The sequence below is a fragment of the Sulfurisoma sediminicola genome (assembly GCF_003865015.1).
Classification (GTDB): domain Bacteria; phylum Pseudomonadota; class Gammaproteobacteria; order Burkholderiales; family Rhodocyclaceae; genus Sulfurisoma; species Sulfurisoma sediminicola.
Genome location: NZ_BHVV01000008.1, coordinates 470,272 through 495,919 on the forward strand (window position 1 = coordinate 470,272; position 25,648 = coordinate 495,919).

The 25,648-nt window shown below is 66.5% G+C and carries 24 protein-coding genes; 10 read left to right on the forward strand and 14 right to left on the reverse strand.

Going from position 1 to position 25,648, the window contains the following annotated elements:
- The first annotated feature begins 25 nt into the window (after positions 1-25).
- Together leuC and leuD are read left to right on the forward strand one after the other, a co-directional pair.
- Entirely contained in the window at positions 26-1,432 is a 1,407-nt protein-coding gene (gene leuC / locus EJE94_RS13730) for a 3-isopropylmalate dehydratase large subunit (protein WP_121243027.1), read from the forward strand.
- Positions 1,433-1,445: 13 nt separating this feature from the next.
- Positions 1,446-2,084, forward strand: coding sequence for a 3-isopropylmalate dehydratase small subunit (leuD, locus tag EJE94_RS13735; protein ID WP_121243029.1), 639 nt, complete (start codon positions 1,446-1,448; stop codon positions 2,082-2,084).
- Positions 2,085-2,099: 15 nt separating this feature from the next.
- Here leuD and EJE94_RS13740 read toward each other — a convergent pair whose 3' ends face one another.
- Together EJE94_RS13740 and EJE94_RS13745 are read right to left on the reverse strand one after the other, a co-directional pair.
- Positions 2,100-2,642 (reverse strand): response regulator transcription factor, encoded by a 543-nt coding sequence (locus EJE94_RS13740; RefSeq protein WP_121243031.1) that lies wholly within the window; start codon positions 2,640-2,642, stop codon positions 2,100-2,102.
- Positions 2,639-3,904 carry an ATP-binding protein gene (locus EJE94_RS13745; RefSeq protein ID WP_243642623.1) on the reverse strand — a complete coding sequence of 422 codons (1,266 nt, stop codon included), beginning with the start codon at positions 3,902-3,904 and terminating at the stop codon, positions 2,639-2,641. The genes EJE94_RS13740 and EJE94_RS13745 overlap by 4 nt, the downstream gene beginning before the upstream one ends.
- 151 nt (positions 3,905-4,055) lie before the next feature.
- On the opposite strand from EJE94_RS13745, the gene EJE94_RS13750 reads away from it, so the two are divergent.
- On the forward strand, positions 4,056-4,667 hold the full coding sequence (locus EJE94_RS13750) for a c-type cytochrome (protein WP_243642624.1): 612 nt from the start codon (positions 4,056-4,058) through the stop codon (positions 4,665-4,667).
- A 25-nt stretch (positions 4,668-4,692) separates the two neighbouring features.
- The gene (locus EJE94_RS13755; protein ID WP_121243037.1) at positions 4,693-5,985 is read left to right on the forward strand and encodes an NAD(P)/FAD-dependent oxidoreductase; all 1,293 of its coding nucleotides are present in this window, start codon (positions 4,693-4,695) and stop codon (positions 5,983-5,985) included.
- Here the strand turns inward: EJE94_RS13755 and EJE94_RS13760 are convergent.
- Both EJE94_RS13760 and EJE94_RS13765 read right to left on the reverse strand, forming a co-directional pair.
- On the reverse strand, positions 5,982-6,470 hold the full coding sequence (locus EJE94_RS13760; protein ID WP_121243039.1) for a DUF411 domain-containing protein: 489 nt from the start codon (positions 6,468-6,470) through the stop codon (positions 5,982-5,984). The genes EJE94_RS13755 and EJE94_RS13760 overlap by 4 nt on opposite strands.
- A 6-nt stretch (positions 6,471-6,476) precedes the next feature.
- Positions 6,477-6,974, reverse strand: coding sequence for an ankyrin repeat domain-containing protein (locus EJE94_RS13765; RefSeq protein ID WP_121243041.1), 498 nt, complete (start codon positions 6,972-6,974; stop codon positions 6,477-6,479).
- Between the two features lie 90 nt (positions 6,975-7,064).
- On the opposite strand from EJE94_RS13765, the gene EJE94_RS13770 reads away from it, so the two are divergent.
- Entirely contained in the window at positions 7,065-7,424 is a 360-nt protein-coding gene (locus EJE94_RS13770; protein WP_121243043.1) for a hypothetical protein, read from the forward strand.
- Here EJE94_RS13770 and EJE94_RS13775 read toward each other — a convergent pair.
- From EJE94_RS13775 to EJE94_RS13820, 9 genes are all read right to left on the reverse strand, one after another.
- Positions 7,421-9,268 carry a potassium transporter Kup gene (locus tag EJE94_RS13775; RefSeq protein ID WP_121243045.1) on the reverse strand — a complete coding sequence of 616 codons (1,848 nt, stop codon included), beginning with the start codon at positions 9,266-9,268 and terminating at the stop codon, positions 7,421-7,423. The genes EJE94_RS13770 and EJE94_RS13775 overlap by 4 nt on opposite strands.
- 73 nt (positions 9,269-9,341) lie before the next feature.
- Positions 9,342-9,821, reverse strand: a complete 480-nt coding sequence (gene ahbB, locus EJE94_RS13780; protein WP_121243047.1) for a siroheme decarboxylase subunit beta — start codon at positions 9,819-9,821, stop codon at positions 9,342-9,344.
- Positions 9,811-10,284, reverse strand: coding sequence for an Lrp/AsnC family transcriptional regulator (locus EJE94_RS13785; RefSeq protein ID WP_207855981.1), 474 nt, complete (start codon positions 10,282-10,284; stop codon positions 9,811-9,813). Before EJE94_RS13785 ends, ahbB (EJE94_RS13780) begins: the two co-directional genes overlap by 11 nt.
- On the reverse strand, positions 10,281-13,886 hold the full coding sequence (locus EJE94_RS13790) for an EAL domain-containing protein (protein WP_121243051.1): 3,606 nt from the start codon (positions 13,884-13,886) through the stop codon (positions 10,281-10,283). Before EJE94_RS13790 ends, EJE94_RS13785 begins: the two co-directional genes overlap by 4 nt.
- A gap of 28 nt (positions 13,887-13,914) precedes the next feature.
- On the reverse strand, positions 13,915-14,910 hold the full coding sequence (ahbB, locus tag EJE94_RS13795; protein ID WP_121243054.1) for a siroheme decarboxylase subunit beta: 996 nt from the start codon (positions 14,908-14,910) through the stop codon (positions 13,915-13,917).
- A gap of 2 nt (positions 14,911-14,912) precedes the next feature.
- Positions 14,913-16,067: a cytochrome D1 domain-containing protein gene (locus EJE94_RS13800; protein WP_121243056.1), complete on the reverse strand. Its 1,155-nt coding sequence runs from the start codon at positions 16,065-16,067 to the stop codon at positions 14,913-14,915.
- The gene (locus EJE94_RS13805) at positions 16,064-16,357 is read right to left on the reverse strand and encodes a c-type cytochrome (protein WP_121243058.1); all 294 of its coding nucleotides are present in this window, start codon (positions 16,355-16,357) and stop codon (positions 16,064-16,066) included. Before EJE94_RS13805 ends, EJE94_RS13800 begins: the two co-directional genes overlap by 4 nt.
- Positions 16,358-16,705: 348 nt before the next feature.
- Positions 16,706-17,575 carry an ethylbenzene dehydrogenase-related protein gene (locus tag EJE94_RS13815; protein WP_121243060.1) on the reverse strand — a complete coding sequence of 290 codons (870 nt, stop codon included), beginning with the start codon at positions 17,573-17,575 and terminating at the stop codon, positions 16,706-16,708.
- A gap of 144 nt (positions 17,576-17,719) precedes the next feature.
- Positions 17,720-19,417, reverse strand: coding sequence for a cytochrome D1 domain-containing protein (locus tag EJE94_RS13820; protein ID WP_121243062.1), 1,698 nt, complete (start codon positions 19,415-19,417; stop codon positions 17,720-17,722).
- A 244-nt stretch (positions 19,418-19,661) separates the two neighbouring features.
- On the opposite strand from EJE94_RS13820, the gene EJE94_RS13825 reads away from it, so the two are divergent.
- Positions 19,662-20,702: a c-type cytochrome gene (locus EJE94_RS13825; RefSeq protein WP_121243064.1), complete on the forward strand. Its 1,041-nt coding sequence runs from the start codon at positions 19,662-19,664 to the stop codon at positions 20,700-20,702.
- Positions 20,699-21,154, forward strand: coding sequence for a DUF302 domain-containing protein (locus EJE94_RS13830; protein ID WP_121243066.1), 456 nt, complete (start codon positions 20,699-20,701; stop codon positions 21,152-21,154). The genes EJE94_RS13825 and EJE94_RS13830 overlap by 4 nt, the downstream gene beginning before the upstream one ends.
- A gap of 31 nt (positions 21,155-21,185) precedes the next feature.
- Here EJE94_RS13830 and cysS read toward each other — a convergent pair whose 3' ends face one another.
- Positions 21,186-22,565 (reverse strand): cysteine--tRNA ligase, encoded by a 1,380-nt coding sequence (gene cysS, locus EJE94_RS13835; protein ID WP_121243203.1) that lies wholly within the window; start codon positions 22,563-22,565, stop codon positions 21,186-21,188.
- Between the two features lie 152 nt (positions 22,566-22,717).
- Here cysS and EJE94_RS13840 point away from each other — a divergent pair, with 152 nt between their 5' ends.
- From EJE94_RS13840 to EJE94_RS13850, 3 genes are read left to right on the forward strand one after another with little or no spacing between them, the layout of a single operon-like run.
- Positions 22,718-23,851 (forward strand): L,D-transpeptidase Cds6 family protein, encoded by a 1,134-nt coding sequence (locus EJE94_RS13840; protein ID WP_121243068.1) that lies wholly within the window; start codon positions 22,718-22,720, stop codon positions 23,849-23,851.
- On the forward strand, positions 23,851-25,044 hold the full coding sequence (locus EJE94_RS13845) for a L,D-transpeptidase family protein (protein WP_121243070.1): 1,194 nt from the start codon (positions 23,851-23,853) through the stop codon (positions 25,042-25,044). The genes EJE94_RS13840 and EJE94_RS13845 overlap by 1 nt, the downstream gene beginning before the upstream one ends.
- 40 nt (positions 25,045-25,084) lie before the next feature.
- Positions 25,085-25,648 (forward strand): peptidylprolyl isomerase, encoded by a 564-nt coding sequence (locus EJE94_RS13850; protein ID WP_121243072.1) that lies wholly within the window; start codon positions 25,085-25,087, stop codon positions 25,646-25,648.

A 25,648-nucleotide genomic window follows, 5' to 3' on the forward strand; every position in this document is an offset into this window, starting at 1 on the left:
GAAGTAGTTCATCAGAGGAGCCGCGATGGCTGGCAAAACGCTTTACGACAAACTGTGGGAATCGCATGTGGTTCGCGAGGAAGCGGACGGCACCTGCCTGCTCTACATCGACCGCCATCTCATGCATGAGGTGACCAGCCCGCAGGCCTTCGAAGGCATGCGCCTGGCCGGCCGCAAACCGTGGCGCAACACCAGCATCGTCGCCAACCCGGATCACAACACGCCGACCGACCATTGGGACGAGGGCATCAAGGACTCGATCTCGCGCCTGCAGGTGGAAACGCTCGACGCCAACATCAAGGACTTCGGCGCCCTGGTCTATTTCCCGTTCAAGCATGCCAACCAGGGCATCATCCACGTCATCGGCCCGGAGCAGGGCACCACCCTGCCGGGCATGACGGTGGTCTGCGGCGACAGCCACACCTCGACCCACGGCGCCTTCGGCGCGCTGGCCCATGGCATCGGCACCTCGGAAGTCGAGCATGTGCTCGCCACGCAGACGCTGGTGGCCAAGCGCTCCAAGCGCATGCTGATCAAGGTGGAAGGAAAACTCGGCGCCGGCGTGACGGCGAAGGACATCGCCCTGGCCATCATCGGCAGGATAGGCACGGCCGGCGGCACCGGCCATGCCATCGAATTCGGCGGCGCCGCGATTCGCGACCTCTCCATGGAAGGCCGCATGACCCTGTGCAACATGGCCATCGAGGGCGGCGCCCGCGCCGGCGTGGTGGCGCCCGATGCGAAAACCGTCGAGTACCTGCAGGGCCGGCCCTACGCGCCCAAGGGCGCCGACTGGGACAAGGCCGTGGCCTACTGGGAGACCCTGAAGTCGGACGCCGACGCGGTCTTCGACACCGTGATCGAACTCGACGCGGCGCGCATCGAACCGCAGGTGACCTGGGGCACCTCGCCGGAACAGGTGCTGCCCATCGGCGGACGCGTGCCGAACCCGGCCGACGAGGCCGACCCGCAGAAGCGCGGCGGCATCGAGCGGGCGCTGCAGTACATGGGGCTCGCGGCCGACACGCCGCTTGCCGACATCAAGCTGGACAAGGTGTTCATCGGTTCCTGCACCAACTCGCGCATCGAGGATCTGCGCGCCGCCGCCGCGGTGGCCAAGGGCAGGAAGAAAGCCGCCAATGTGCAGCAGGTGCTGGTGGTGCCGGGCTCCGGCATCGTCAAGCGCCAGGCCGAAGCCGAAGGGCTGGACAAGGTGTTCATCGCGGCCGGCTTCGAATGGCGCGAGCCGGGCTGCTCGATGTGCCTGGCCATGAATGCCGATCGCCTGGAGCCGGGCGAGCGCTGCGCCTCGACCTCGAACCGCAACTTCGAGGGACGCCAGGGCGCCGGCGGCCGCACCCACCTGGTCAGCCCGGCGATGGCCGCCGCCGCCGCCATCGCCGGCCACTTCGTCGACATCCGCAAGTTCTGAACGGAACACGCCCATGAAAGCCTTTACCCAACTCGATGGCCTGGTCTGCCCGATCGACCGCGCCAACGTCGATACCGACGCGATCATCCCCAAGCAGTTCCTCAAGTCGATCAAGCGCTCCGGCTTCGGTCCCTACCTGTTCGACGAATGGCGCTACACGGACCACGGCGAGCCGGGCATGGATTGCAGCAAGCGTCCGCTGAAGAAGGACTTCGTGCTCAACCAGTCACGCTACAAGGGCGCGCAGATCCTGCTGGCGCGCGACAACTTCGGTTGCGGTTCCAGCCGCGAGCATGCCCCCTGGGCCATCGAGGATTACGGTTTCCAGGTCGTCATCGCGCCCTCCTTCGCCGACATCTTCTTCGGCAACTGCTACAAGAACGGCATTCTGCCCATCGTCGCGTCGGCGGCAATCGTCGACCAGTTGTTCCGCGAATGTGCCGCCCAGAAGGGCTACCGTCTGCGCGTCGACCTGGAGACGCAGACCGTGAGGAATCCCGCCGGCGAGTGGTTCGAATTCGACATCACGCCCCACCGCAAGCATTGCCTGCTCAACGGCCTCGACGAAATCGCCCTCACCCTGCAGTACGCCGACGAAATCAGGGCCTTCGAGGCCCGGCACAAGGCCGCCCAGCCCTGGCTGTTCGCCTGAATCGCGGCGGGCCGGTCAGCTCCTGACCGGCTTCTTGGCCAGCTTGCGCTGCAGCGTGCGGCGGTGCATCTTCAGTGCGCGCGCCGTCGCCGAGATGTTGCCGTCGTGCTCGCGCAGCACGCGCTGGATGTGTTCCCACTCGAGGCGATCGACCGATAGCGGTTCGCTGCTGACCGTCGCATCCACCTCGCCCTCGTCCGTCCCGTCCGCCTCGTCGAAAGCACCGAGGATCGCATCGACCTCGACCGGCTTGGCCAGGTACTGCACGGCGCCGAGCTTGATGGCATCGACCGCGGTGGCGATGCTGGCGTAGCCGGTGAGCACGACGATGTGGCAGCCGGGCTCGATTTCCAGCAGCTGCGGGATCAGCGTCAAACCCGAAACGCCGGCGATGTTGAGATCGAGGACGACGCGCCGCGGCCGCAGTTCGCGGGCCACCGCCGCCACTTCCCGGGCATCGGTGACGCCGCGCGCCGGAATGCCACGGCGCTCGAACGCGCGCACCAGCACGGCGTTGAAGGTGGCATCGTCGTCGACGATCAGGGTAATGTCGTTCATAACGCGATTCTAGCGAGCGGCAATTCGATGCGGGCCAGGGCACCGCCGTCCGGCGGATTGGACAGCGTCAGCCGACCGCCGAGGCGATCGATCGCGGCGCGCGTAAGCAACAGGCCGATGCCGCTGCCGCTCGCATGTGAAGGAAACGGCGTGCTGCCGCCGGCGCGCAGCACCACCTCGGAAAACCCCGGGCCATGGTCGCGCACCTCGAGGAACAGCGTGGCCTCATCCCAGCCCGCACGCATGGTGATCTGCCCGCCGGCGCGCGCCGCGTTGTTGAGCAGATTGACGATGCCCTGCTCCAGCGTCGGTTCGACGACGACCCGCGGCGTGGCGCCAGTACCGACAATTTCAAGGCGGCAATCGACATCACCGCGCAAGTCGAGCCAGCCGGCATGGACGACTGCCAGCCATTCGTCGCAGCGCATGCGTTCGGCGTGTTCGGCGCGCTCGGCGCCGGCACGCTCGGCCAGTCCGCTGATGATGCGTTTGCAGTGGGCGATCTGCTCGCGCAGAAGTGCCAGGTCTGCGCGCGTCGCGGGTGTCGCTGCCGCATCGTGTTCGAGTTCGCCGGCGAGCACGGCCATCGTCGCCAGCGGCGTGCCCAGCTCGTGCGCGGCGCCCGCCGCCAGCGTGCCCAGCGCCAGCACGCGTTCGTCGCGCAGCGCCTGTTCGCGGGCATGGGCAAGCTCGGCGTCGCGGCTGCGGATGGTCGCCGTCATGCGCAGGATGAACCAGCCGATCAGCGCGACCGAGACGACGAAGGTCAGCCACATGCCGCCGAGGTGCAGGCGGGTGGCGCGCGCCGGATCGTCGAAGGGCAGCGGCACGAAACTCACCATCAGCAGCGAGTAGGCGCCCACCGCCAGAGTGGCGACGGCCGCCACCAGGCGGGGCGGCAGGGTCAGCGCGGCGACCGCGACCGGCGGCAGCAGCAGTGAGACCAGCGGATTGGTGGCACCGCCGCTGAAGAACAGCAAAACCGAGAACAACACGAGATCGAGGCAGAGCTGGCTGAACAGCTCGGCCGCTGCGGCATCGATCGCCGCCGCCAGGCGCCGCGCGGTGAGCGCGTTCCAGCCGAGGGCGAGGGCGATAGCGGCCAGCATGGGTGGCGCCGGCAGCGCGATGTCGAGCAGCAGCGGTACCGTCAGCACCGCGGCAGCGGCCGTCGCCAGCACCCACCAGCGCACGACGACCAGCCGCCTGATGCTGGTCAGGGTCTCGGCAGCGTCGGCGGCGGGCGGCGGCAACATGGGCATGGGCCGGCATTATGCGCGCCGTCGAACTGATCGCGATCAAGGAGATGGCCGAGTTTGGTGAGACAATTCGCCGCACCCGATTTCATCATGGAGCGCATCGCCCATGCAGTTGCCGCGGCCTTTCTGTCTTCTTCTGGTCTGCCTGTTCGCCATGCCCGCCCTCGCCCAGGACCTCGCCAAGGGCAAGGACATCAACGGCACCTGCGCGGCCTGCCACGGCCAGTACGGCGCCGGCGGCAAGAAGGGCGAATACCCGCGCATCGCCGGCCAGCGCGCGGCTTATATCGAGGACCAGCTGCGCTCCTTCCGCTCGCGCAAGCGCATGAACATCCCGATGTTCCCCTACACCCAGGAGCGCGAGCTGCCGGATGAGGACATCAAGGATGTTTCCGCCTATCTCGCCAGCATCGAGCTGCCGACCAAGTGGCCGGTGTTCAAGGACAACGACGACGCGCTGACGCGCCTGACGGCGATGGAAAAGGTCATGATCGTGCCGCGCGCCGAGGGCAATGTTGACAACGGCAAGGATATCTACCAGAAGCAGTGCGCTTCCTGCCACGCCAAGACGGGAAAGGGCCGCGGCAAGTTTCCGATGCTGATCGGGCAATACACGAATTACCTCAGGAAGCAGATGGATTCCTACATCAAGGGCGAGCGGCCGCACGACGAGGACGACAGCCGCGGCATCCTCGCCACGCTCAAGGAAAGCGACCTGCAGGACATCCTCGCCTACCTGACTACGCTGCAGGATTCGCAGCAGTGAGACGCGGCCGGGCGCCGTCGCGGGGATGAGCAGCACTCGCCGGCACTTCCTCGCCACGGCCGCCACCGCGCTGTTCGCCGGCCCGCTCCTCGCCGTTCCCCTGCCCGAACTGCTGCCACCGCCGCGCGGCCGCCGCGTCGTCATCGTCGGCGGCGGCTGGGGCGGGCTCGCCGCCGCCCGCCATCTGCGCGAGACGGCGCCCGAACTCGAGGTGGTGCTGCTCGAACGCAACGGTGCCTTCCACATGGCGCCGCTCGGCAACAAGTGGCTGGTCGGCCTCGCCGAGGACGCAGCGGTGGTGCACGACTACCGCCGCGCCGCCGGCGCCTTCGGCTACACCTTCGTCCAGGCCGCGGTCGAGGCCATCGAGCGCGACCGCCGCCGCATCGTCACCGCGCAGGGCAGCCTGGCCTACGACTGGCTGATCCTGGCGGCGGGGATACGCTACGACTATTCCACCTGGTACGGCGACGACCGCGACGCCATCGCCCACACCCTGCGCCATTACCCCTGCGCCTTCGTCACCGGCGGCGAATTGCCGGCGCTGAAGAAGAAACTCGCGACCTTCGCCGGCGGCGATCTGCTGATGACCATTCCGCCGGCGCCCTACCGCTGCCCGCCGGCGCCCTTCGAACGCGCCTGCCTGATCGCCTGGCAGCTGCAGCAGCGCGGCGTGCGCGGTCGCGTCATCGTGCTCGACGCAGGCCCCGGCGTACTCGGCTTCCCGCGCATCTTCGCCGAGCATTTCGCCGAGCGCATCGTCTATCGGCCCAACGTGCGCGTGACGCGCGTCGACCCCTACGCCCGCATCGTCGCCACGGAATTCGAGGAGTTCCGCTTCGACGACGCCATCCTGATGCCGCCGCAGCAGGCGGCCGACATCGTCTGGCAGGCCGGGCTGATCGGCCGCGACGAGGCCGGCAAGCCGACCGGCTGGGCCGACCCGCACCCGGTGCTGCTCACCGCCCGCGACGACGAACGCGTGCTGCTGATCGGCGACCTGATGGGACGCGTCTCGCCGCTGTTCGGCCACTACACCAAGACCGGGCAGACCGCCGCCGGCCTCGGCCGCATCGCCGCCGCGGTGGTGGCGGCCCGTGCGCGCGGACGCGAGCCCGAGCGGCGCGTTCCCGACAGCGTCTGCCATGTGGTGAGCCGCGTCGAACCGCGCGAGCTGATCCGTGTCGAGACGCAGTACCGCCTGCGCGACGGCGACCTCATCAGCCAGACCTCGCGGCAGACGCACGACCCGCAGCCGCGCGACGAGGACGGCATGTGGGCGCGCACGATGCTGCGCGACATGCTCGGCCTGGGCTAGTGCCGCGCCCAGCGGCGCGTCTGTCCGTCCGGCATCACCAGCAACGTCTCGAACAGCTCGTGGCGCTGCTCGGCTCCGCCCTCGCCGTCGAGGACGACGCAGCCGGTTTCGCACGAGCGCGACCTGTCCTCGCGCCCCGGCGCGCCGCGCGGGAGGCCCGGTACGGCGAGCCCGCGCGCCTTGGGCCGCTCGGCCAGCAGCGTCATGATGTCCTCGGCCGGCACGTGGCCCTCGACGAAATAGCCATCGACCGTGGCAGTGGGTACCGACTGGACCGCGGCAGGCACCTTGAGGCGGCGCTTGAGCGCGGCCATGTCGGCCGTGTCGCGGTAAGTGACAGCGAAGCCGTTGTCCATCAGATGCACGCCCCACTCGATGCAGGCGAGGCAGGGCGAGGGCATGAACACCTCGATGCGCGGCCGCGTCTCGGCATGCGCGGCGAGGGCGAACGACAGGGCGGCGGCGAGGGCGAGGCGCAGGGACATCGGCTGCTAGCAGGCCACGCTGGGCTTGCAGCCCTTGAGCACCCAGAGCGAGATGACCCCGGCCACCTCGTCGGCGCGCACCTTGCGCGCAAGGCTCAGCGGGTCGCGCCCAAGTTCGTTCCTGGCGTAAACGTCGGCGCCTGCCGCGAGCAGCAGTTTGGTCTGCTCGAGCCGGGTGGAAAAGGCGGCCAAGTGCAGCGGTGTATTGCCCTCCTTGTCCCGCGCATTGACATTGGCCCCCGCCGCGAGCAGCGTTACCAGCGGGCCGGGATCGAGGTTGAGCGCCGCGTAGTGCAGCGGTGTCGACCCCATGTATGTGCGCGCGTCACGCAGCGCCGGATCGGCCTTGAGCAGCCTCTCGACGTCGGCGCGCGTGCCGGTGCGTGCGGCGTCGTGGATCGGCGACTCGTTCATGCCGAGGGTGGATTCCGTGGACGCGGCCGTGCCGGCGCCAAGCACTATGAAAAGGGGGACGAGAAAATGGGCAAAGCGGGAGAGGATCATGGCAGCGTCCGTCGCAGTGTTTGAGGGTTAAAGCAAGCGCGATTTTGACATCAAACCGCCGGCGACGCGCGTCGGCGATAATCCGGCACCATGCCCAGTCCCATTCGCCCACGCCTGCGCTTCGCGACCATCGGGCCCCTGCCCCTCGCCTTCGCGGTAATTTTCGGCGCTGGCGACACGGCGGCGCATGGCCACCCTGCCGCCATCGACCCCGCCAGTCCCGACGCCTGGAGGTACCGGCTCTGCGAGCAGATGTCGAGCGTCGCGCTGCAAGCGCTGCGCGACCGCGAGCATGGCCTGCCGATGCGCGTCTTCCCCGAAGACGGCGGCCCGGGACCGGCAATCGCCAAGGCCATCGTGGAGAAAGTTTATGCGGAGCCGGGCATCAGCAGCCCAAAGCGTGCCGAAGCCTTCGGCCGAGGCTACTGCAACGAGCACCTCGACAACTAGAGTTCGACCTGAGTGCCGAGCTCGACCACGCGATTGGTCGGAATCTTGAAGAAGGCCGTCGCCGGCTCGGCGTTGCGGAACATGAAGGTGAACAGCAGCTGGCGCCAGCGCGGCATGCGCGCGACACGCGCACGCGGCACGATGGTTTCGCGGCCGAGGAAGAACGATGTTTCCATGACCTCGTACTTGAGGCCGAGCGGTTCGCACAGCGTCAGCGCCAGCGGAATGTCGGGCTCGTCCTTGAAGCCGTAGCGCACCAGCACCTGGTAGAAGCCCTGCGGTAGCGGCCGCACCTCGATGCGGTCGATTTCGGGCACATGCGGCACATCCTCGACGCGCACGTTGAGCAGCACCACCTTCTCGTGCAGCACCTTGTTGTGCAGCAGGTTGTGCAGCATGGCGCGCGGCACGCCGTCGGGGTTGGTGGTCATGAACACGCCGAGGCCCTCGACCCGGTGGGGGCCACCGTATTCGAGGCTCTGGATGAAGGCATCGAGCGGCATCGAGTCCTGCTTGAGCCGCTCGTAGAGGAGCGCGCGGCCGCGCTTCCAGGTGGCGAGGAAGGTGAAGATGACGCTGCCAAGCACCAGCGGGAACCAGCCGCCGTCGAGCACCTTGACGATGTTGGCCGAGAAGAAGGCGAAATCGACGACGACGAAGGCGGCGAGAAACAGGCCGGCCTGAAGCCAGTTCCACTTCCACAGCGCGCGCACCACGACGAAGGCCAGCACGGTATCGATCATCATGGTCAGCGTGACGGCGATGCCATAGGCCGAGGCCAGTGCCGACGAGGAACGGAACATCAGCACCAGCGCCACCACGGCGATCAGCAGCAGCCAGTTGATGTTGGGAATGTAGATCTGGCCCATCTGCCGCTCGGACGTGAACCTGATCTGGATGCGCGGGCAATAGCCGAGCTGGATGGCCTGGCTGGTCAGGGAATAGGCGCCCGAGATCACCGCCTGCGAGGCGATGATGGTGGCGACCGTCGCCAGCGCCACCAGCGGATACAGCAACATCTCGGGCGCGGACAGGAAGAAGGGATTCTGGATCGCCTGCGGGTTGTCGAGGATCAGCGCGCCCTGCCCCAGGTAGTTGAGATAAAGCAGCGGGAAGACATAGGCCAGCCAGGCCCACTTGATCGGCCGCCGGCCGAAGTGGCCCATGTCAGCGTAGAGCGCCTCGCCGCCGGTGATCGCCAGCACCACCGCGCCGAGCGCAAGGAAGGCCAGCGTCGTGTTGGTGGCGAAGAAGTTCAGCGCATACCAGGGGTTGATGGCAGCGATCACGCCGGGGTGCTTGACGATGTTCCAGACCCCGAGCGCGCCGAGGGTGGCGAACCAGAACAGCATCACCGGCCCGAACAGCGCGGCCACGCTGGCCGTGCCGCTGCGCTGGAACAGGAAGAGGCCGATGAGGATGCCGAGCGAGATCGGCACGACGTAGGGCTTGAAGGCCGGCGTGGCGACCTCCAGCCCCTCGACCGCCGAGAGCACCGACAGCGCCGGCGTGATCACCGCGTCGCCGTAGAACAGCGCGGCGCCGAAGATACCCAAGGCCGAGAGCAGCCACACCATGTTGGGATGCAGCCGCTCGGTACGCAACGCCAGCGAGGTCAGCGCCATGATGCCGCCCTCGCCCTTGTTGTCGGCCCGGGTGATGAAGACGACGTATTTGAGCGAGACCGTGATGGTCAGCGCCCAGAACACCAGCGACAGAATGCCGAGCACGTTGTCCGGCGTCACCGGTACCGGGTGGTGGCCGCTGGAGAAGACTTCCTTCAGGGTATAGAGCGGGCTGGTGCCGATGTCACCATAGACGACGCCCATGGCAGCCACCGACATGGCGGCGAGGCCGGATTTGCGACCCTCTTCGGTTGCTGACAAATCAATCTCCTGACGGTCGCTGCGAGCCTGATCAGCCCGCGATGCGCAAACCCGTCTTCTTCAGGATGCGGCTGCTGTACAGCACGTCGTGGGCACGGCAGGCGGACCCCAGCAGCGCGGCAATTTCCGCGACCCGCTGATCGGCTTCCGCACGGCTTTTGCAGTGCACCATCGCGAACAGATTATAGGGCCAGTCGGGCAGATGTCGAGGCCGCCGGTAACAGTGGGTGACGAAGGGCAGCGCGCCGACTTTCTCGCCAAGCTCGTCGATCCGCTCGTCGGCGACGTCCCAGACCGTCATACCGTTGTGGCGATAGCCGAGCGCGTAGTGGTTGGGCACGGCGCCGATGCGGCGGATCAGGCCGCTCTCGAGCATGGCGGCGAGGCGCGCCTGAACCTCGGCAGCCGCTATGCCAAGCTGCTCGGCAAGCGCGTCGTAGGGGCGCGGCACCAGCGGCATGCCACCCTGGGTGGCGACGATCAGTCGGCGGTCAAGGTCGTCAGTCTGCATGGAGTTTCATCTCGACGAAGTATTCGCGCTCCTTGGGGAAGGCGAACACCGTCAGTCCCGTCGCGGCCTCGATGGCCGCCGTGGCGTTCGCGATGCCGGCCGGCGATTCGGTGGCGAGCACGAACCACATGTTGAGCGCGTGCTCGCGGCGGTAGTTGTGGGCGACTTCGGCGAAGCCATTCACGATTTCGGCGACGCGCTCGTAGTCGGCCTCCGGCACCTTCAGCGCCGCCAGCACGAAGGCACCGCCCATGCGCTCGACCTGGAACATCGGGCCGAAGCGCGTCAGCACGCGCTCGTCGAGCAGGCGCTGCAGCCGTGAGAGCAGCTCCTCCTCGCTCATGCCCAGCCGTTGGGCCACCTCCAGATAGGGGCGATCACAAACGGGGAAACCACCCTGCAGGGCGTTGATGATGGCGCGGTCCGCCGGTTCGAGCGCCGCTTCCCGCGGCCGTTCGTTCATGCTCGCCATACGCTCATCCCCCCCAGTGCCTCCTCCACAGTGGTGCGAACGTCGTCAATCGCCCAGGGCTTGGCGAGAAACCTCGATATCGCGCCGCGGTTGACCGCCTCCAGCAGCATGGGCACTTCCGCCCGGCCCGACATCAGCACGCGCACGACATCCGGCCGCCGCTCATGCACCTTCGCCAGGAGGTCGGTCCCGGTCATGCCCGGCATGAAGTAGTCGGCGATGACCATGTTCACGGGCTGGCGCTCGAGCACGGCGAGCGCTTCCTCGCCCCGCGTCGCCTCGCTGACGGCAAAACCCGATTCCTCCAGCACGGCGCAGAGGGCACCGCGAGAGAGCGGGTCGTCATCGACCACGAGGATCGCGGCCCGTCCGAGCCGGTAGTCGGGAGCCAGGCGACGGCCCGAACGCAACAAGGACGTAAAATCCCCGGCCGGCACCGGCGGGCTGAAATAATAGCCCTGGATCAGGTCGCAGCGCTGCGTGACGAGGAAGCCGAGCTGCGCGGCGTCCTCGACGCCTTCGGCCACGACCTTGAGGTTGAGGCTGCGCGACATCGACAGCACGGCGCGGACGATGGCGGCATCCTCGGCGTCGACCGTTAGATCGCGGATGAAGGAGCGGTCGAGCTTGAGCGTGTCGATGGGGAAGCGCTTGAGATAGGCCAGGCTCGAATAGCCGGTACCGAAGTCGTCGAGCGAGAGGCGCACGCCGATGGCCTTGAGTTCGCCAAGGATGGCGGCCGCCTCGACGACGTCGTCCATCACCATGCTTTCGGTGACCTCGAGCTCGAGCTGGTCGGCGTCGAGCTCGTTTACGGCCAGGGCTTCGCGCACCAGCGGAATCAGGTTCTTCTGCCGGAACTGTCGCGCCGACAGATTCACCGCGACGTTCGCCCGCGGCAGCCCTTCGCGGTTCCAGGCGCTGGCCAGGGTGCAGGCGGCGTCCAGTACCCACTCGCCGATGGGGACGATGAGCCCGGTGTCCTCGGCCAGTGGAATGAAACGGTCCGGCTCGAGCAAGCCGTGCTCCGGATGCTGCCAGCGCACCAGCGCCTCGGCGCCGACGATGGCCCCGCTCTGCAGGTCCACCTGCGGTTGCAGGTGCAGCCGCAGCTGGTCGGCTTCCACCGCACGGCGCAATTGCTTCTCCAGAGCCAGGCGGGCGCCGACCGCGCGATTGATGTCGGCGGTGAAGAACTGGAACTGGTTGCGGCCGGCGGCCTTGGCCCGGTGCATCGCCGCATCGGCGTTCTGCAACAGCGTCGCCGCGTCACCGCCGTCGCGCGGAAACAGGCCGACGCCGATGCTGCAGGTGAGCAGCAGCTCGTGCTCGTCGAACACCAGCGGCGCGGCGATGAGCTTCTGGATGCGTTCGAGAACTTCCGAAACGTAGCCCTCGTCGGCGACCTCCGACAGCACCACGACGAACTCGTCGGACGCCATGCGCGCGACCGTGTCGCCATGGCGCACGTAGCCGGAGAGGCGCCGGGCGACCTCCTGCAGCAGGCGATCGCCGATACCGTGGCCGATGCCGTCGTTGACGTACTTGAAATGGTCGATGTCGATGACCGCCACCGCCGCCATGTGGCCGCGGCGTTGCGCCTGAACCACCGCGAGGCCGAGGCGATCGGCCAGCAGGTTGCGGTTGGCCAGCCCGGTCAGCGCGTCGTAGTTGGTCTGTCGCGCCAGTTCCTCCTCGTAGGCGACGCGCTCGCTGACGTCGTTGAGCACCAGCAGGAAGTGGCTGACGTCGCCCGCCTCGGCCGCCACCGGCGAGACGAACATCTCGCTCCAGAACGTCGTGCCGTCGCTGCGCACCAGGCGCAGTTGCGCCCGCGCCTCGCGCTTCTCGCGCAGGGCGTCGCGGATTTCGCCGCTGCCGATCTGCTCGGCGGCGGCGCCGAGCAGGAAGTCGGGGTCGCGGCCGAGCGCATCGGCACGCCCGTAGCCGGTCATGCGCTCGAAGGCCGAATTCACGTAGCTCAGCCTCAGTCCGGCGACCGAAAGCTCGGCGATCATGATGGCGTTGGCCGATGAGTCGATCGCACGTTCGCGCAGGCGCAGCGAGTCCTCGGCGATGCGCTTCGCCGCCGCGAGGCGCTGGCTGGCGATGCCGAAGGCGAGATCGGCGGAAAGCTCGTGCAGCAGCCGCAGCTCCTCCACCTGCAACGGCTCGGCGACCGCCTGGCGCAGGCGCAGTTCGCCCCGCACGCTGCCGTTCTGCACCAGCGACAGCGCGATCATCTCGGGCCGCGCGGAGACGTCCGCCACCGCATCGTCTTCGCACCATGCGCCGGCCTGGCCGACCACCATGCCACCGCCGTTCCCATCCACATGGCAGAGGACGCCGGCCGCGGCGTAGCCGCCGAGTTCGACGATCTGATGCAGGGTGGTGTCGATGAAGCTGCGCTCGTCGGTCGCATGGATCAGCGCCTCGTTGCAACTCGACAGCAGGCGCAGCATGCGATTGATGCGCGAGACTTCCTGCAACGCCCGCCGGTACTCGGTCATGTCAATGCTGACGGAGACGAAACCGGCGACATCGCCGCGCTCGTCGAGAACCGTGGAAATGTTCTGCAGCATCCAGATGAGTTCGCCGTTCTTGCGGCGGTTGAGGAATTCGCCGCGCCAGACGCCGGTCTCCAGCAGGGCCACCCACATCTGTTCGTAGGTTTCGGGCGGTGTCTGACCCGACTGGACGATGCGCGGATTGGCGCCGAGAACTTCGTCGGCGGCGTAGCCGGTCATTTCGCACCAGCGCGGATTGGCGTATTCGATATGGGCGCGGGCATCGGTGATGACGACACCGGCGGCGCTGTGGGAGACGGCCTGGGAAAGCTTGCGCAATTGCGCCAGGTCGGACATGGTCTGTTCGGCCATGCGGTTGAAGGCCTGACTGAGGTCGCCGATCTCGTCGGCCGCGGCGAAATCCATGCGCCGTTCGAAGCGGCCGCGCGCGTACTCGCCGCTGAGCTGCGCCAGCGAGCGCAGCGGCTGCACCAGATGCCGCCGCACCGCCAGCAGGCCCACCACGATCAGCAGCAGGTTGATGGCGATCAGGGTCGCGACGATCCACCAGGTCTGGTTTTCCTCGTTGCGCACCCGCCGCGACGCGTCGCCGAGGAAGGCATCGATGGCCTGGACGATGTCGTCCGTGGCGCCGGTGATTCTCGGCTCGAGGCAGGCACCGGAACGACCGGCGGCCGTCAGCGCCATCGCGCCGCGAATCTCGTCGCGCCATCCCTCGAAGCGGGCGCGCAGGGCGTGCAACCGGCCGCGCTGGCCATCGTCCGCCGCCTGCAGCGCGGCCCCGAAGACCTCGCCGCCACGCTCGAGCGAGGTGAGGCTATGCTCCCAGGTCTCCAGCATTCCGGCCACTTCCGCCTGATGAAGGCCCGGCGCCGCGCCCTCCACGGCGCAGCGATAGGCGACCTTCTGCGCCAGCATGCGCATGCGGCCGATGGCATTGACCTGCTCGTCGATGTGATGGTGCTCGCCAAGCGTGCGGTAGAACACCGCGAAGTCGACGCACCAGAGCGTCAGCACGCCCAGCGCGACGGCAAGAAACTTGCGTGAAAGCGAGAAAGTCGGCATCGCCGTCGCGACTGCGGCAGCGCGACGGCTAGCCGGCGTCGCGCGGCGACGCGAAATAGCGCGCGCCGCACTGCTTGAAGCGGCGCAGGCTGAACAGCGCCTCGCAGGGATGGCCGGCGACGCGGCAGAGGCGCTCGATCACCGGCAGCACTTCCTCGCGCGAACGGCCATGGACCATGCAGTAGAGGTTGTACGGCCACTCCGGCAGGTGGCGGGCGCGGCGGTAGCAGAGCGTCACGCCCTCCTCCCGCGAAAGCAGCGCGCCGACCGCGGCGACCTGCTCGTCCGGCACGTCGAATACGGTCATCGCATTGGCCGTGTAGCCGAGCTCGTGGTGGCGCACGACGACACCGAAGCGCTTGACGATGCCCGCCTCGAGCCACTCGCCGACCCGCCGCAGCGCCGCGGCCTCGTCGATCCCGGCCTTCGCCGCGAGCGCGGCGAAGGGTCGCGCCACCAGTTCGAGCCCCGGCTGCAGCGCCGCCATCAGCGCCTGGTCCGCCGCGGCGAGCGGTTCAGGCGAACCGCCGAGGCAGGGATGCGCTGCCCGGGTGGTCTTGCCGTCCTTGCCGGCAAGATCGAAGCCGAGATCGATGTGGAACTCCTGCTGCAGGGGCAGCGACATCACCGCACAGCCGGTGTCCGCGGCGATGGCGGCAAGCGTTTCGTCGAGCCGGCGCTGATCGGACGCCGTGGCGACGAACCAGAGGTTGTAGCGGTGCTCGCGCTGGTAGTTGTGGTTGATCTCGGGGCGCGCGCTGACCAGGGCGGCTATTTCCTCGAGCCGCTCGGGCGGCGCAGCCAGCGCGGCCAGCGTGCTGGCGCCGATGCGGCGCGGCGCGAACACCGCGCCGACGCGACTGATGGCGCCGCGCCGTTGCAGGCGGGCCAGCGTCTCGATCACCGCCGTCTCGCCAGCGCCGATTTTCTCCGCGACGGCCGCGAACGGCCGCGCGACCAGCGGCAGGCCGCGCTGCCAGGCATTGAGCAGTTCGAATTCCAGCGGCGTGTAGGGCGAGTCCATGCTCAGAATCCTGTCCTTGCGGCGCGCGAGGTGAAGAAGATGCCCGAGGGGCTTTCGGCCTGAAGCGTCGTCAGCCGGGCGAAGCTCTGGGTATCGTAGATCGAGACGAGGTTGTCGTCGCGCGCCGACAGCCAGACCTGCTCGCCGCGCGGTGTGAATTCCATGTGCAGGATGGCCTTGCCCGGCTGCAGCGTCTGCACCACTTCACCCTTGAGGGTGTCGATGACCTGGACCCAGCCGTTGTCGGGGAAGGCGAAATTCACCCAGACCTGGCGGCCGTCGGGCCGCGCCATGACGAACACCGGCTGGCCCTTGACCTCGATGCGCCCGGCCTCCTTCCAAGTCGCGGTATCGACCAGCAGCACCTCGTGGCGGCCGATCGCCGGCAGGTAGGCCTTGCCCCCCGCCACCGCCCAGCCGCGGAGGTGCGGCATCTTGAACACCGGCAATTTCTCCTGCCCCTTGCCGTAGTGCTCGAGGATCTTCCTCGAACCGAGCTCAGGCCGCCAGGTGTCGAGCAGCGCGATGCCATCCTCGCCGAAAAGGCCGGCCATGTAGTGGCGGCCGTCGGGCGTCACCAGGCCGTCGTAGGGCTGTTGTCCGGCGGGATATTTCTGCGTCTTCGGATCGCGCGGATTGGCAAGATCGCTGATCCATATCTCGCCCTTGTCGAACAGCGCGTAGGCGAAGCGGTTGCCGGACAGGTCGGCGAGGCCGACGACCTTCGACTGCGCCGGCACCTCGGACAGCAGTTCCAGCGTATCCGCGTCGAATACCTTGATGCCGCCGGGCTCGTAGTTCTGTGCGACGACGAGGCGGCCGTCCTGCGAGATCGCTCCGCCGATGCTGTTGCCGGCCTGCATCACGCGCTTGTCGATTCGCGCCAGCAGCAGGTCGACCTTGGAAAGCCCGCCGTCGCGGCCGAAGACATAGGCGTAGCGGCCATCGCGCGAGAACACCACCGAGGCGTGCGAAAGGTCGCCCAGGCCGTGGACGCTAGCGATGATGGACTTGGCGGTGGTATCGACGATGGCGATGCGCCCGCTGGCGCGCTCGACGACGACACCGAGGTCGCCGGTGCCGCGAAGGCCCGTCTGGGCACAGCCGGCCAGCAGCAGAGCGGCGAGGAAGGTCAGCCAGCGATTCATCGTCATCATCTGGCTTCCTCCGGAAAGCCCTGCATCAACTGGCGCACGATCCATTCTGCCTCGTTCTCGGAAATCATGGTCTTCCATGGCGGCATCGCCGTGCCCGGGCGGCCGTAGACGACCGTGGCGACGAGACCGTCGAAAGGCTTGTCGCGCAACGCCTCTGCGGTCAGCGGCAGGCCAAGGCCGCCCTTGAGCGTCATGCCATGACAGGAACCGCAGTCCTGGCGCACGAGCCGCACCAGTTCGCGCTGACGCGCGCTGTCGGGCTCCGCTGCATCGGCTGTTGCGGCGATCATCAGGGTAATGGCCAGTAGTCGAGAAAACACGCAGCAAGCATCGCTTCGCCACGACGCGACCGCATTGACGCGCGTCAAACGCCGGCTACTCGGAGACTTCGACCGCACCCTTCATCTCCGGATGGGAACCGCAGCGATAACGGTAGCTGCAAGGCTGCTCGAAGGTGCGCGACCAGGACTCGCCCGGAAAGATACGCTCTGACTCGAAGCCGCCGGAAAATACTTGTAGGCGACGATGCGCACATCGACCGTTTCGCCGGCCGCGACTCATGGCGCAAGAAAAAGAAAAGGGGCAGCCCGCAGGGCTGCCCCCATTCGTCGCCTCATGCGGAAAGCCCGCTCAACGCGTCACTTGCCGGCGGTGATGTCGGCCTTGGCGTCGATGCCCAGCGTGTAACCGAGCGAGACATGGTGGAAACGGCCGACCGCTTGGTCGTCATGGATGGCGAAGCCGAAGTTGTACAGCTTGCCCGAGGCCATGGCGATATCGCCCTCGCCGCCGCCGGCCAGCTTGCGGGTGAAGGTAACCGTCCAGGTATCGCCCTTCTTCTCGCCCTTGGCCTCGACCAGGCCCTTGCCGCCTTCCATCACGCGCTTGTCGGCGACGTAGCCGTCGGTGCCCTTGTTGGCCTTGCTCTTCCACTGCAGCAGGTCGTAAAACTTGCCGGAGGCGACGCTGCCGCCCGTAACGTACTTGGTCTTCTTGTCGTCGGTGACTCCGGGCATCGTACGCGCGTCCTGGTGGCAGGTTTCCCAGCAGCCGGAGAGGTTTGCGCGCTCGACCTTGTTGTCCTCGAGCATGAAGGCGAGCTTGACCTGGTTTTCCTTGTCGGCGCCGCCGCCGCTGGCCGCGGGCTCCTTCCAGGTGAAGCGCATGTAGAGGTTGGTGCCGTCGTTGGCGGCCTGTACCGTCACGGGAATGCTGCCGGCCTTGCCCTTGATGACATTGGGCTCGAGCTTCTGGCCGGTGGCCATCTTCTTGCCCATGTCGGCGGCCTCCTCGTCGTGGCAGCTGGCGCAGCTCTCACCCTTCTTGAGACCCTTGGCGCCGCCGTGCTCGGTGCCCTTGACGATCCACTCGATCGGCGATACGCCGGGGTAGAAAACGGTGATCTTCTTGCTCGGCACCTTGCCCCAATCGGGCGCGGCGGCAAGCGCGGTGCCGGCGCCGCAGGCCAGCATCGTGGCGATCGAGGAAACGATGAGCTTCTTGTTCATTTCAGACTCCTAGGTTGAAGTGGCCGGATGGCGTCGATTCTAGAACGTCGTGCCGCGTGCGGGGGTTGACGGCACTCAAGAAATCAAATGAAAAACCGGGGGGCGGATCGCTCCACCCCCCGGCAATTCTCAGCCCTGCAACGATCAATAGATATCGTGCTGGGTGTTGTAGACGTTGAACTTGCCGGTCGGGGTGATCATCTTCGGATCGGTGATCACCTTCTTGACCTTGAGCGTCGCGTCGTCATACACCACGATGGCCGACTGGTCGGTCTTGCCGCCCCACAGCGAGATCCAGACTTCCTTGCCGTCGGCGCTGTACTCGGGATGCACGGCGCGACGGGTCGCCTTGGTCTCGGGCAGGCCGGAATCCTTGGCGACGTTGATGATCTTCGTCGGCTTGGACAGGTCGGCCATGTCCCACACCGCCACGGATTCCGCCAGTTCCTTCTCGGGGTTCTGCGGCGAGTCGGCCCAGAAATGCTTGGACTTGGGATGGGTCTTGACGAACAGGTTGCCCGGAACGTGCTTCATTTCCTGGACGACCTTCCAGTTGTGTTCCTTGTACTTGGCGAACTTCTTGTCGTCCGAGGCGGTGGAGATCAGCGTCACGACATCGGCGCCGAGGTGACCGGTGGCCCAGACGGGACCGAACTGCGGATGCACGAAGTTGGCGCCGCGACCCGGGTGCGGGAGCTTCTTGACGTCGATCAGGGCAGCCAGCTTGCCGAGCTTGGTATCCACCGCGGCGATCTTGTTCGAGGCATTGGCCGCGACCAGGAAGTAGCGCTTGGAGGCGTCCCAGCCGCCGTCATGCAGGAACTTGGCGGACTCGATGGTGGTGGTCTTCAGGTTCTTGATGTCGGAGTAATCCACCAGCAGGATCTGGCCGGTTTCCTTGATGTTCACGACCCACTCGGGCTTGATCTCGGAGGAAACGATCGAGGCCACGCGCGGCTCGGGGTGGTACTCGCCATCCACGGTCATGCCGCGGGTGCTGACGATCTTGAGCGGCTTAAGCGTGTCGCCGTCCATGATCACGTACTGGGGCGGCCAGTAGGAACCGGCGATGGCGTACTTGTCGTCGTAGCCCTTGAACTTGGAGGTATCGACCGACCGGGCGTCGAAGCCGATCTTCAGTTCGGCGACCACGGCAGGCTTCTCCATCCACAGGTCGATCAGGCTCAGGCGGCCGTCGCGGCCGATCACATACACATAACGGCCGGACTTGGACAGGCGCGAGATATGCACGGCGTAGCCGGTCTTGACGATGCTGCGGATCTCCTTGGTGTCGCCGTCGATCAGCGCCACCTCGCCGGTGTCGCGCAGGGTGACCGAGAACATGTTCTTCAGGTTGAACTTGTTCATCTGCTTGGTCGGACGATCCTTGACCGGCACCATCACCTTCCAGGAGTCCATCGTGTCCTTGAAGCTGTACTCGGGCGGCACATCCGGGGTGTTCTGGATGTATTTCGCCATCAGGCTGATCTCGTCCTTGGACAGGATGTCGTCGAAGTTCACCATGCCGCCGTCGGTGCCGTAGGAGATGATTTTCTCCAGACGGTTCGAGCCGAGCTTGAGCGTGCCGCCTTCCTGGGTGGAGCCGTCCGGCAGCTTCTTGCTCCAGTGCGGCTCGAGGTTCTTGCCGGTGGCGCCCTTGCGCAGCACGCCGTGGCAGCCGGCGCAACGCTCAAAGTAGATCTTCTTGGCCTGGGCCTTTTCATCGGCCGTCATCGTCGGCGAGGCGGCCGGCGTCTGCGCCAAGGCGCTGCCGAAGGCGCCGAACAGCGCGGCCGGCAGCAATGCGTATTTGAGAGAACTAACGAGCTTGCGCGTCTTCATAACCTTGTGGCTCCCCGTGATTGATGGTCGATCGGTATTGCAGCACCCGAGCGCCGCCAGCATCTACCTCCGCGCCGCGGCTTTCTTTGACCGTAATCAAATTTTCCCCACACGAACCAGGGATTCTGCCAAAAGCCAGGCGAGGAGCCCTGCGGCCGGATATGCGCGGCGGCGTGGCATCCACCCGCGGCTGCGCGGCTGCCATAATACGGCGGTCTGCCTTTTCTCCGGATTGCCTGCAACCATGAGACCAGCCATCCCGTCTCTCCTGCTCGCGCTGTTGCCCGCACTGTCCGCGCTTGCCGACGACGGCGCCAGACTCTATGCCCAGAACTGCGCCGCCTGCCACGGCGAGCGGGGCAGCGGCGGCATCGGCGTGCCACTGGCCCTGCCGTCGATTCGTGCGTTGACCACCGAGGAATACCTGCGCCGCTCCATCCGTCATGGCCGGCCCGGGCGCGTGATGCCGGCCTTCGCCAGCCTGTCGGCTGCCGAGGTCGACGCCATCGTCGCCCACATGGGCAGCTGGAACCCGGGCAGACCGGCCGAGTACGCCGAGACGCGCATCCCGGGCGACCTCGCCAACGGCGGCAAGCTCTTCCAGAAGCACTGCGCGAGCTGCCACGGCGCGACCGGCGAAGGCGGCAAGGGCACCGGCGTCACGCTGTCGCGACCCCGCGAGCAGACCATCATGGCGCCGGCCCTGCACAACGCCGGCTTCCTCGCTTCAACCACCGACCTGCAGATCAAGGCCATCCTGACGCAGGGTGTCACCGGCACGCCCATGGTGTCCTTCGTGCGGAAGGGGCTGAAGGAACAGGACATCGACGACCTCGTCGCCTTCGTCCGCAACTTCGAGCAGTCGCCCCTGGCCAGGCCCGACGCCGGGAAACCCGCGCCGGAACCGGTCCTGTCGGTCGAATCGCCCTACGACCTGAAGACCACCGTCGCCAACCTCAAGCGGGCAGCCGAGACCAACAATTTCATCTTCATCCGCGAGCAGACGCTCGACGAGGGCATCGTCCCGCCGGGCAGGGAAAACCACAACCAGCAGATCGTGTACGTCTGCAACTTCGGCCTGCTCGCCCAGGCCCTCAACACCGACCCCCGCGTCGGGCTGTTCCTGCCCTGCCGCTTCACCATCCTCGAACAGGCCGGCAAGGTGACGATGATGGCCAGCAATCCCAAGCGGCTGAGCCAGATCTTCAACAACTCGGAACTCGACGAAATGTGCGAGAAGTTGACGAAGATGTATCTGACCATCATGGAGGACGCGACGCTGTGAGAACTCTGCGCATCCTCCTCGCTCTGGTGTCGGCGCTGTTGGCACCCGCGGCCGCCCATGCCGACCAGATGCTGATCATCCGTTCCGGACAGGATTTCGAGGGGGCGATGCTGACGCTGCAGAACGCCATCGCCGCCCAGGGCTACACCCTGGCGCGCGTGCAGCGTGTCGATGTCGGCCTCGAAGCCCGTGGCTACAAGACCGACAAGTATCGCGTGGTGTTCTACGGCAAGGCCGAGGAAGTGGCCGCGCTGGCCGAGAAGCACCCGCAGTTGATGCCATTTCTGCCGCTCAACATCGCGATTTTCGCCGAGGGCGACCAGACCCTGCTGGCCACCAATCGTCCCGGCGTGCTCGGCGAATTCTTCCCGGCGCCGGAACTCAAGCCGGTTTTCGCGCGTTGGGAGAAAGACCTGCTGGAAATTCTCGAGAAGGTGCGGGAAGCGCGCTAGAAACCGGGCGCGGCGCCGCTAAGCGCTATGCCTAAGCGCGCCTCCATGTCGTGCCCTGCGGGCCGTCCTCGAGCATAATCCCGCCCGCCTTGAGCTCGTCGCGGATGCGGTCGGACTCCGCGAAGTTCTTCGCCTTCTTGGCGGCGGCGCGGGCGGCGATGCGCGCCTCGATGTCCTCGGCCGCGATATCCCCCGCGACGGTCGGTGCCGCCTGCAGGAATTCGACGGGATCGCGCTGCAGCAGACCGAGCACCCCGGCCAGGCCCTTGAGCTGGACCGCCAGGCGTGGATCGTGGCCACGATTCACCCCGTTGGCGAGGTCGAAAAGCACCGCCATGGCCTCGGGCGTGCCGAAGTCGTCGTCCATCGCCGCCTTGAAGCGTTGCGCGTGCGGCTCGTCCCAGTCGAGCCGGCCGTCGCTGGCGCAACCCTTCAACGCCGTATAGAGGCGGCTCAGCGCACCGCGCGCATCGTCGAGATGGGCGTCGGAGTAGTTCAAGGGGCTACGGTAGTGGGCGCGCAGGATGAAGAAGCGCACCACCTCGGCGTCGTATTTTTTCAGCACCTCGCGGATGGTGAAGAAGTTGCCGAGCGATTTCGACATCTTCTCGTCGTCGACGCGGACGAAGCCGTTGTGCAGCCAGTAATTGACGAAGGCGCACTGGTGCGCCCCTTCGGACTGGGCGATCTCGTTCTCGTGGTGCGGGAACTGCAGGTCCTGGCCTCCACCGTGGATGTCGAAGTGCCTGCCGAGGATGTCCGAGCCCATCGCCGAGCACTCGATGTGCCAGCCAGGACGCCCCCTGCCCCAGGGCGAATCCCATTGCGCCTCGGCCGGTTCGCCGACCTTGGCCGATTTCCACAGCACGAAGTCGAGCGGATCGTGCTTGCCCTCGCGCACGTCGACGCGTTCGCCGGCACGCAGGTCCTCGATCGACTTGCCTGAGAGCTTGCCGTAGCCGTCGAATTTGCGCACTGCGTAACAGACGTCGTTGCTGTCGGCCTTGTAGGCGAGACCGTTCTGCTCGAGCTGGTCGATCATCGCCAGCATCTGCGGCACATATTCGGTGGCACGCGGCTCGAAGTCCGGCTTGAGCACGCCCAGCGCCTCCGCGTCCTCGTTCATGAAGGCGATGAAGCGGTCGGTCAGCGCCCGGATCGACTCGCCGTTCTCGCCGGCACGGCGGATGATCTTGTCGTCGATGTCGGTGATGTTGCGGACGTAGGTCACGTCGAAGCCGGAGGCGCGCAGCCAGCGTGCCACCATGTCGAACACCACCATGACGCGGGCGTGGCCGAGGTGGCAATAGTCGTACACCGTCATGCCGCAGACATACATGCGGACACGCGCCGGCTCGATCGGCACAAAGTCCTGGATCTCGCGGTGCAGGGAGTTGTAGAGCTTGAGCATGCCGAAGGACAAGCGGGTAAAAGGAAGCAGGTCGGGAAAAGCCGCCATTCTCCGGCCTTCCTCGGGCCCCGAAAGTTGTGGCGGGAGGCGCCTTCTTGATAGAATTGCCAGCTAAATTCGACCGTCTGGCACAGCTTCGACGCAAGTATACCATGCTCAAATTCCGCGATTTTCCGTGCCGCAAGACCCTGCTGGCGATCGCTTTCGCCGGTTGTGCCGGCCTCAGCCTCGTTTCGCTCCCGGCACGCGCAGACAATCTGCAGGACTCCCAGCGCTTCCTCAAGCAGGGGCAGCACGCCCAGGCCCTTGAACAGGTCGACAAATACCTCGCAGGCAAGCCCAAGGACGCCCAAGGGCGCTTCCTCAAGGGTCTGATCCTCACCGAGATGGGCAAGACCAACGACGCCATCGTCATTTTCACCAAGCTGACCGAGGACTACCCGGAACTGCCCGAGCCCTACAACAACCTGGCCGTGATCTACGCCCAGCAGAAGCAGTACGACAAGGCCAAGCAGGCGCTGGAGATGGCGATCCGCACCCATCCGTCCTACGCCACCGCCCACGAAAACCTCGGCGACATTTACGCGCGCCTGGCCAGCCAGGCCTATGACAAGGCCCTGCAACTGGACAAGGGCAACGCCAGCGCCCAGTCCAAACTGGCGATGATCCGCGACATCATGAGCACCAGCGGAACCACGGGCCGCCCAGGCGCCAGGCCGGTCGTCACCAAGCCGGCCGCCGCCGTTGCGCCGGTCGCGGAAGCCAAACAGGCCGAAACCAGGCCCATTGCGGCGCCTGAAGTTAAGCCTGCCGCCACCGTTCCCGTGGCCGCCGTCGCGCCGGTCGCCACGCCTGTCGCACCAGCCACGCCTGTCGCGGAAGCCAAACCCGCGCCCGAAGCCAAAATCGCGGTCGAGGCCAGGCCGGCTGCCACGGGCGGCGACGCCAACGCCGAAATCACCAAGGCCGTTTCCGCCTGGGCCGCCGCCTGGTCGAAGAAGGACGTCAAAGGCTACCTCTCGCATTACGCCAAGGACTTCAAGACCCCCGGCGGCGAATCCCGCTCGGCTTGGGAGGCAGAGCGCCAGAAGCGCATCGCCAAGCCCGGCGCGATCCAGGTCAGCTTTGATAATCTGCGCATTACCCTCGATGGCGCCGACCGCGCCACCGCCAGGTTCCGCCAGCACTACAAGTCGGCCTCGCTCAAGACATCCAGCAACAAGGTGCTCGAAATGGTCAAACGTGACGGCAAGTGGCTGATCCAGCAAGAGAAGATCGGAACCTGATGATCAAGGCGCTGCGCTCTCGCCTCCTCATCGTCGTCTTCGCCGCCTGCGCGGCGAGCGCCTTCGCAGCCGGCACCGCGCGCTACACCGATTCCGGCCCAGAGCCGCTGCTGGCCGGGGTCTTCGAGCAGATCGAGGCCAACAAGTGGGAGGCCGCGCTGCGCCAGACCGAGGATCTGCTCACCGCCTACCCCAATTTCCGCCTCGGCAACCTGATCAAAGGCGACCTGCTGCTGGCCCGCAGCAAGCCGCTCAAGACCTTCGGCGAAGGGGCATCGGGCGGGCAACAGGACAAGGTCGCCGACCTGCGCGAAGAGGCAGTGGCCCGACTCAAGGCCTACAAGAGCAAGCCCACCGCCGACTACGTGCCGCGCTACCTGCTGCAGATGGAGCGGGACCAGAAATTCGCCATCGTCGTCGACACCCAGAAGGCGCGGCTCTACGTCTATCAGAACGACAAGGGCACGCCGCGCTTCGTCGCCGACTACTACATCTCGCACGGCAAGCTCGGCTCCGAGAAACTCAAGGAAGGCGACAAGAAGACGCCCATCGGCGTCTATCACGTCACATCCAGCCTGCCGCGCCAGAAACTCACCGACTTCTACGGCAGCGGCGCCTTCCCCATCAACTATCCGAACGAGTGGGACAAGCGCCATGGCCGCAACGGCCACGGCATCTGGCTGCACGGCACGCCCTCCGACACTTTCTCGCGCCCGCCCAAGGCCTCCGACGGCTGCGTGGTGCTGGCCAACCAGGACCTCGACGCCCTGTCGAAAAACCTGCAGATCGGCCTGACGCCGGTGATCATCAGCAACTCGATCGAATGGCTGTCGCTCGACGACTGGCAGGCCGAGCGGCAATCCCTGCTGTCGATGATCGACGAGTGGCGCCGCGACTGGGAAAGCCGCGACACCGACCGCTACGCCCGCCACTACTCGGCCAAGTTCCAGGCCGACAGCCAGGGCCTGCAGGCCTGGATCGAGCAGAAGCGCAAGGTCAACGCCGGCAAGAGCTGGATCAAGGTCGCCACCGGCGACATCAGCATGTTCCGCAATCCCGGCAAGGAAGAATACGTCGTGGTCACCTTCGACCAGGACTACAAGAGCAGCAATCTTTCCAACCAGATGAAGAAGCGCCAGTACTGGATCAAGGAAGACGGACGCTGGAAGATCATCTACGAGGGCGCGGCCTGACGCCGGCCTGGCCGCCCCGGTTTTATTCAGGAGCATCCCCATGAAGCAGTGGCTTGCGGCGCTCGCCGCCCTCGGTATTTCCCTGTCGGCCCTCGCCGCCAACCCCATGGTCGAGATGAAGACGAATCAGGGCACGATCACCATCGAACTCTACGCCGACAAGGCGCCGAAGACCGTCGAGAACTTCGTCCAGTACGTCAAGGACGGCTTCTACAATGGCACCATCTTCCACCGCGTCATCCCCGGCTTCATGATCCAGGGCGGCGGCTTCGAGCCCGGCATGAAGGAGAAGCCGACCCGCGCGCCGATCCAGAACGAAGCCAAGAACGGCCTCAAGAACCAGACCGGCACGCTGGCCATGGCGCGCACGTCCGACCCGCACTCGGCCTCGGCGCAGTTTTTCATCAACCTCGTCGACAACGCCGGCCTGGATTATCCGTCCCGCGACGGCTGGGGCTACGCCGTATTCGGCAAGGTCACCCAGGGCGTGGATATCGTGAACAAGGTCGCCAAGGTACCCACCGGCAACGCCGGCTTCCACCAGAACGTGCCGACCACGCCGGTCGTCATCGAATCCGTCAAACTCCTCCCCGAAAAGAAATAA

Bases quoted from the DNA above. Each gene is read 5' to 3' on its own strand.
- leuC (WP_121243027.1), top strand. From the start codon at position 26: ATGGCTGGCAAAACGCTTTACGACAAACTGTGGGAATCGCATGTGGTT.
- leuD (WP_121243029.1), top strand. From the start codon at position 1,446: ATGAAAGCCTTTACCCAACTCGATGGCCTGGTCTGCCCGATCGACCGC.
- EJE94_RS13740 (WP_121243031.1), bottom strand. From the start codon at position 2,642: ATGAACGACATTACCCTGATCGTCGACGACGATGCCACCTTCAACGCC.
- EJE94_RS13745 (WP_243642623.1), bottom strand. From the start codon at position 3,904: ATGCCCATGTTGCCGCCGCCCGCCGCCGACGCTGCCGAGACCCTGACC.
- EJE94_RS13750 (WP_243642624.1), top strand. From the start codon at position 4,056: ATGCCCGCCCTCGCCCAGGACCTCGCCAAGGGCAAGGACATCAACGGC.
- EJE94_RS13755 (WP_121243037.1), top strand. From the start codon at position 4,693: ATGAGCAGCACTCGCCGGCACTTCCTCGCCACGGCCGCCACCGCGCTG.
- EJE94_RS13760 (WP_121243039.1), bottom strand. From the start codon at position 6,470: ATGTCCCTGCGCCTCGCCCTCGCCGCCGCCCTGTCGTTCGCCCTCGCC.
- EJE94_RS13765 (WP_121243041.1), bottom strand. From the start codon at position 6,974: ATGATCCTCTCCCGCTTTGCCCATTTTCTCGTCCCCCTTTTCATAGTG.
- EJE94_RS13770 (WP_121243043.1), top strand. From the start codon at position 7,065: ATGCCCAGTCCCATTCGCCCACGCCTGCGCTTCGCGACCATCGGGCCC.
- EJE94_RS13775 (WP_121243045.1), bottom strand. From the start codon at position 9,268: ATGTCGGTGGCTGCCATGGGCGTCGTCTATGGTGACATCGGCACCAGC.
- ahbB (WP_121243047.1), bottom strand. From the start codon at position 9,821: ATGCAGACTGACGACCTTGACCGCCGACTGATCGTCGCCACCCAGGGT.
- EJE94_RS13785 (WP_207855981.1), bottom strand. From the start codon at position 10,284: ATGAACGAACGGCCGCGGGAAGCGGCGCTCGAACCGGCGGACCGCGCC.
- EJE94_RS13790 (WP_121243051.1), bottom strand. From the start codon at position 13,886: ATGCCGACTTTCTCGCTTTCACGCAAGTTTCTTGCCGTCGCGCTGGGC.
- ahbB (WP_121243054.1), bottom strand. From the start codon at position 14,910: ATGGACTCGCCCTACACGCCGCTGGAATTCGAACTGCTCAATGCCTGG.
- EJE94_RS13800 (WP_121243056.1), bottom strand. From the start codon at position 16,067: ATGATGACGATGAATCGCTGGCTGACCTTCCTCGCCGCTCTGCTGCTG.
- EJE94_RS13805 (WP_121243058.1), bottom strand. From the start codon at position 16,357: ATGATCGCCGCAACAGCCGATGCAGCGGAGCCCGACAGCGCGCGTCAG.
- EJE94_RS13815 (WP_121243060.1), bottom strand. From the start codon at position 17,575: ATGAACAAGAAGCTCATCGTTTCCTCGATCGCCACGATGCTGGCCTGC.
- EJE94_RS13820 (WP_121243062.1), bottom strand. From the start codon at position 19,417: ATGAAGACGCGCAAGCTCGTTAGTTCTCTCAAATACGCATTGCTGCCG.
- EJE94_RS13825 (WP_121243064.1), top strand. From the start codon at position 19,662: ATGAGACCAGCCATCCCGTCTCTCCTGCTCGCGCTGTTGCCCGCACTG.
- cysS (WP_121243203.1), bottom strand. From the start codon at position 22,565: ATGCTCAAGCTCTACAACTCCCTGCACCGCGAGATCCAGGACTTTGTG.
- EJE94_RS13840 (WP_121243068.1), top strand. From the start codon at position 22,718: ATGCTCAAATTCCGCGATTTTCCGTGCCGCAAGACCCTGCTGGCGATC.
- EJE94_RS13845 (WP_121243070.1), top strand. From the start codon at position 23,851: ATGATCAAGGCGCTGCGCTCTCGCCTCCTCATCGTCGTCTTCGCCGCC.
- EJE94_RS13850 (WP_121243072.1), top strand. From the start codon at position 25,085: ATGAAGCAGTGGCTTGCGGCGCTCGCCGCCCTCGGTATTTCCCTGTCG.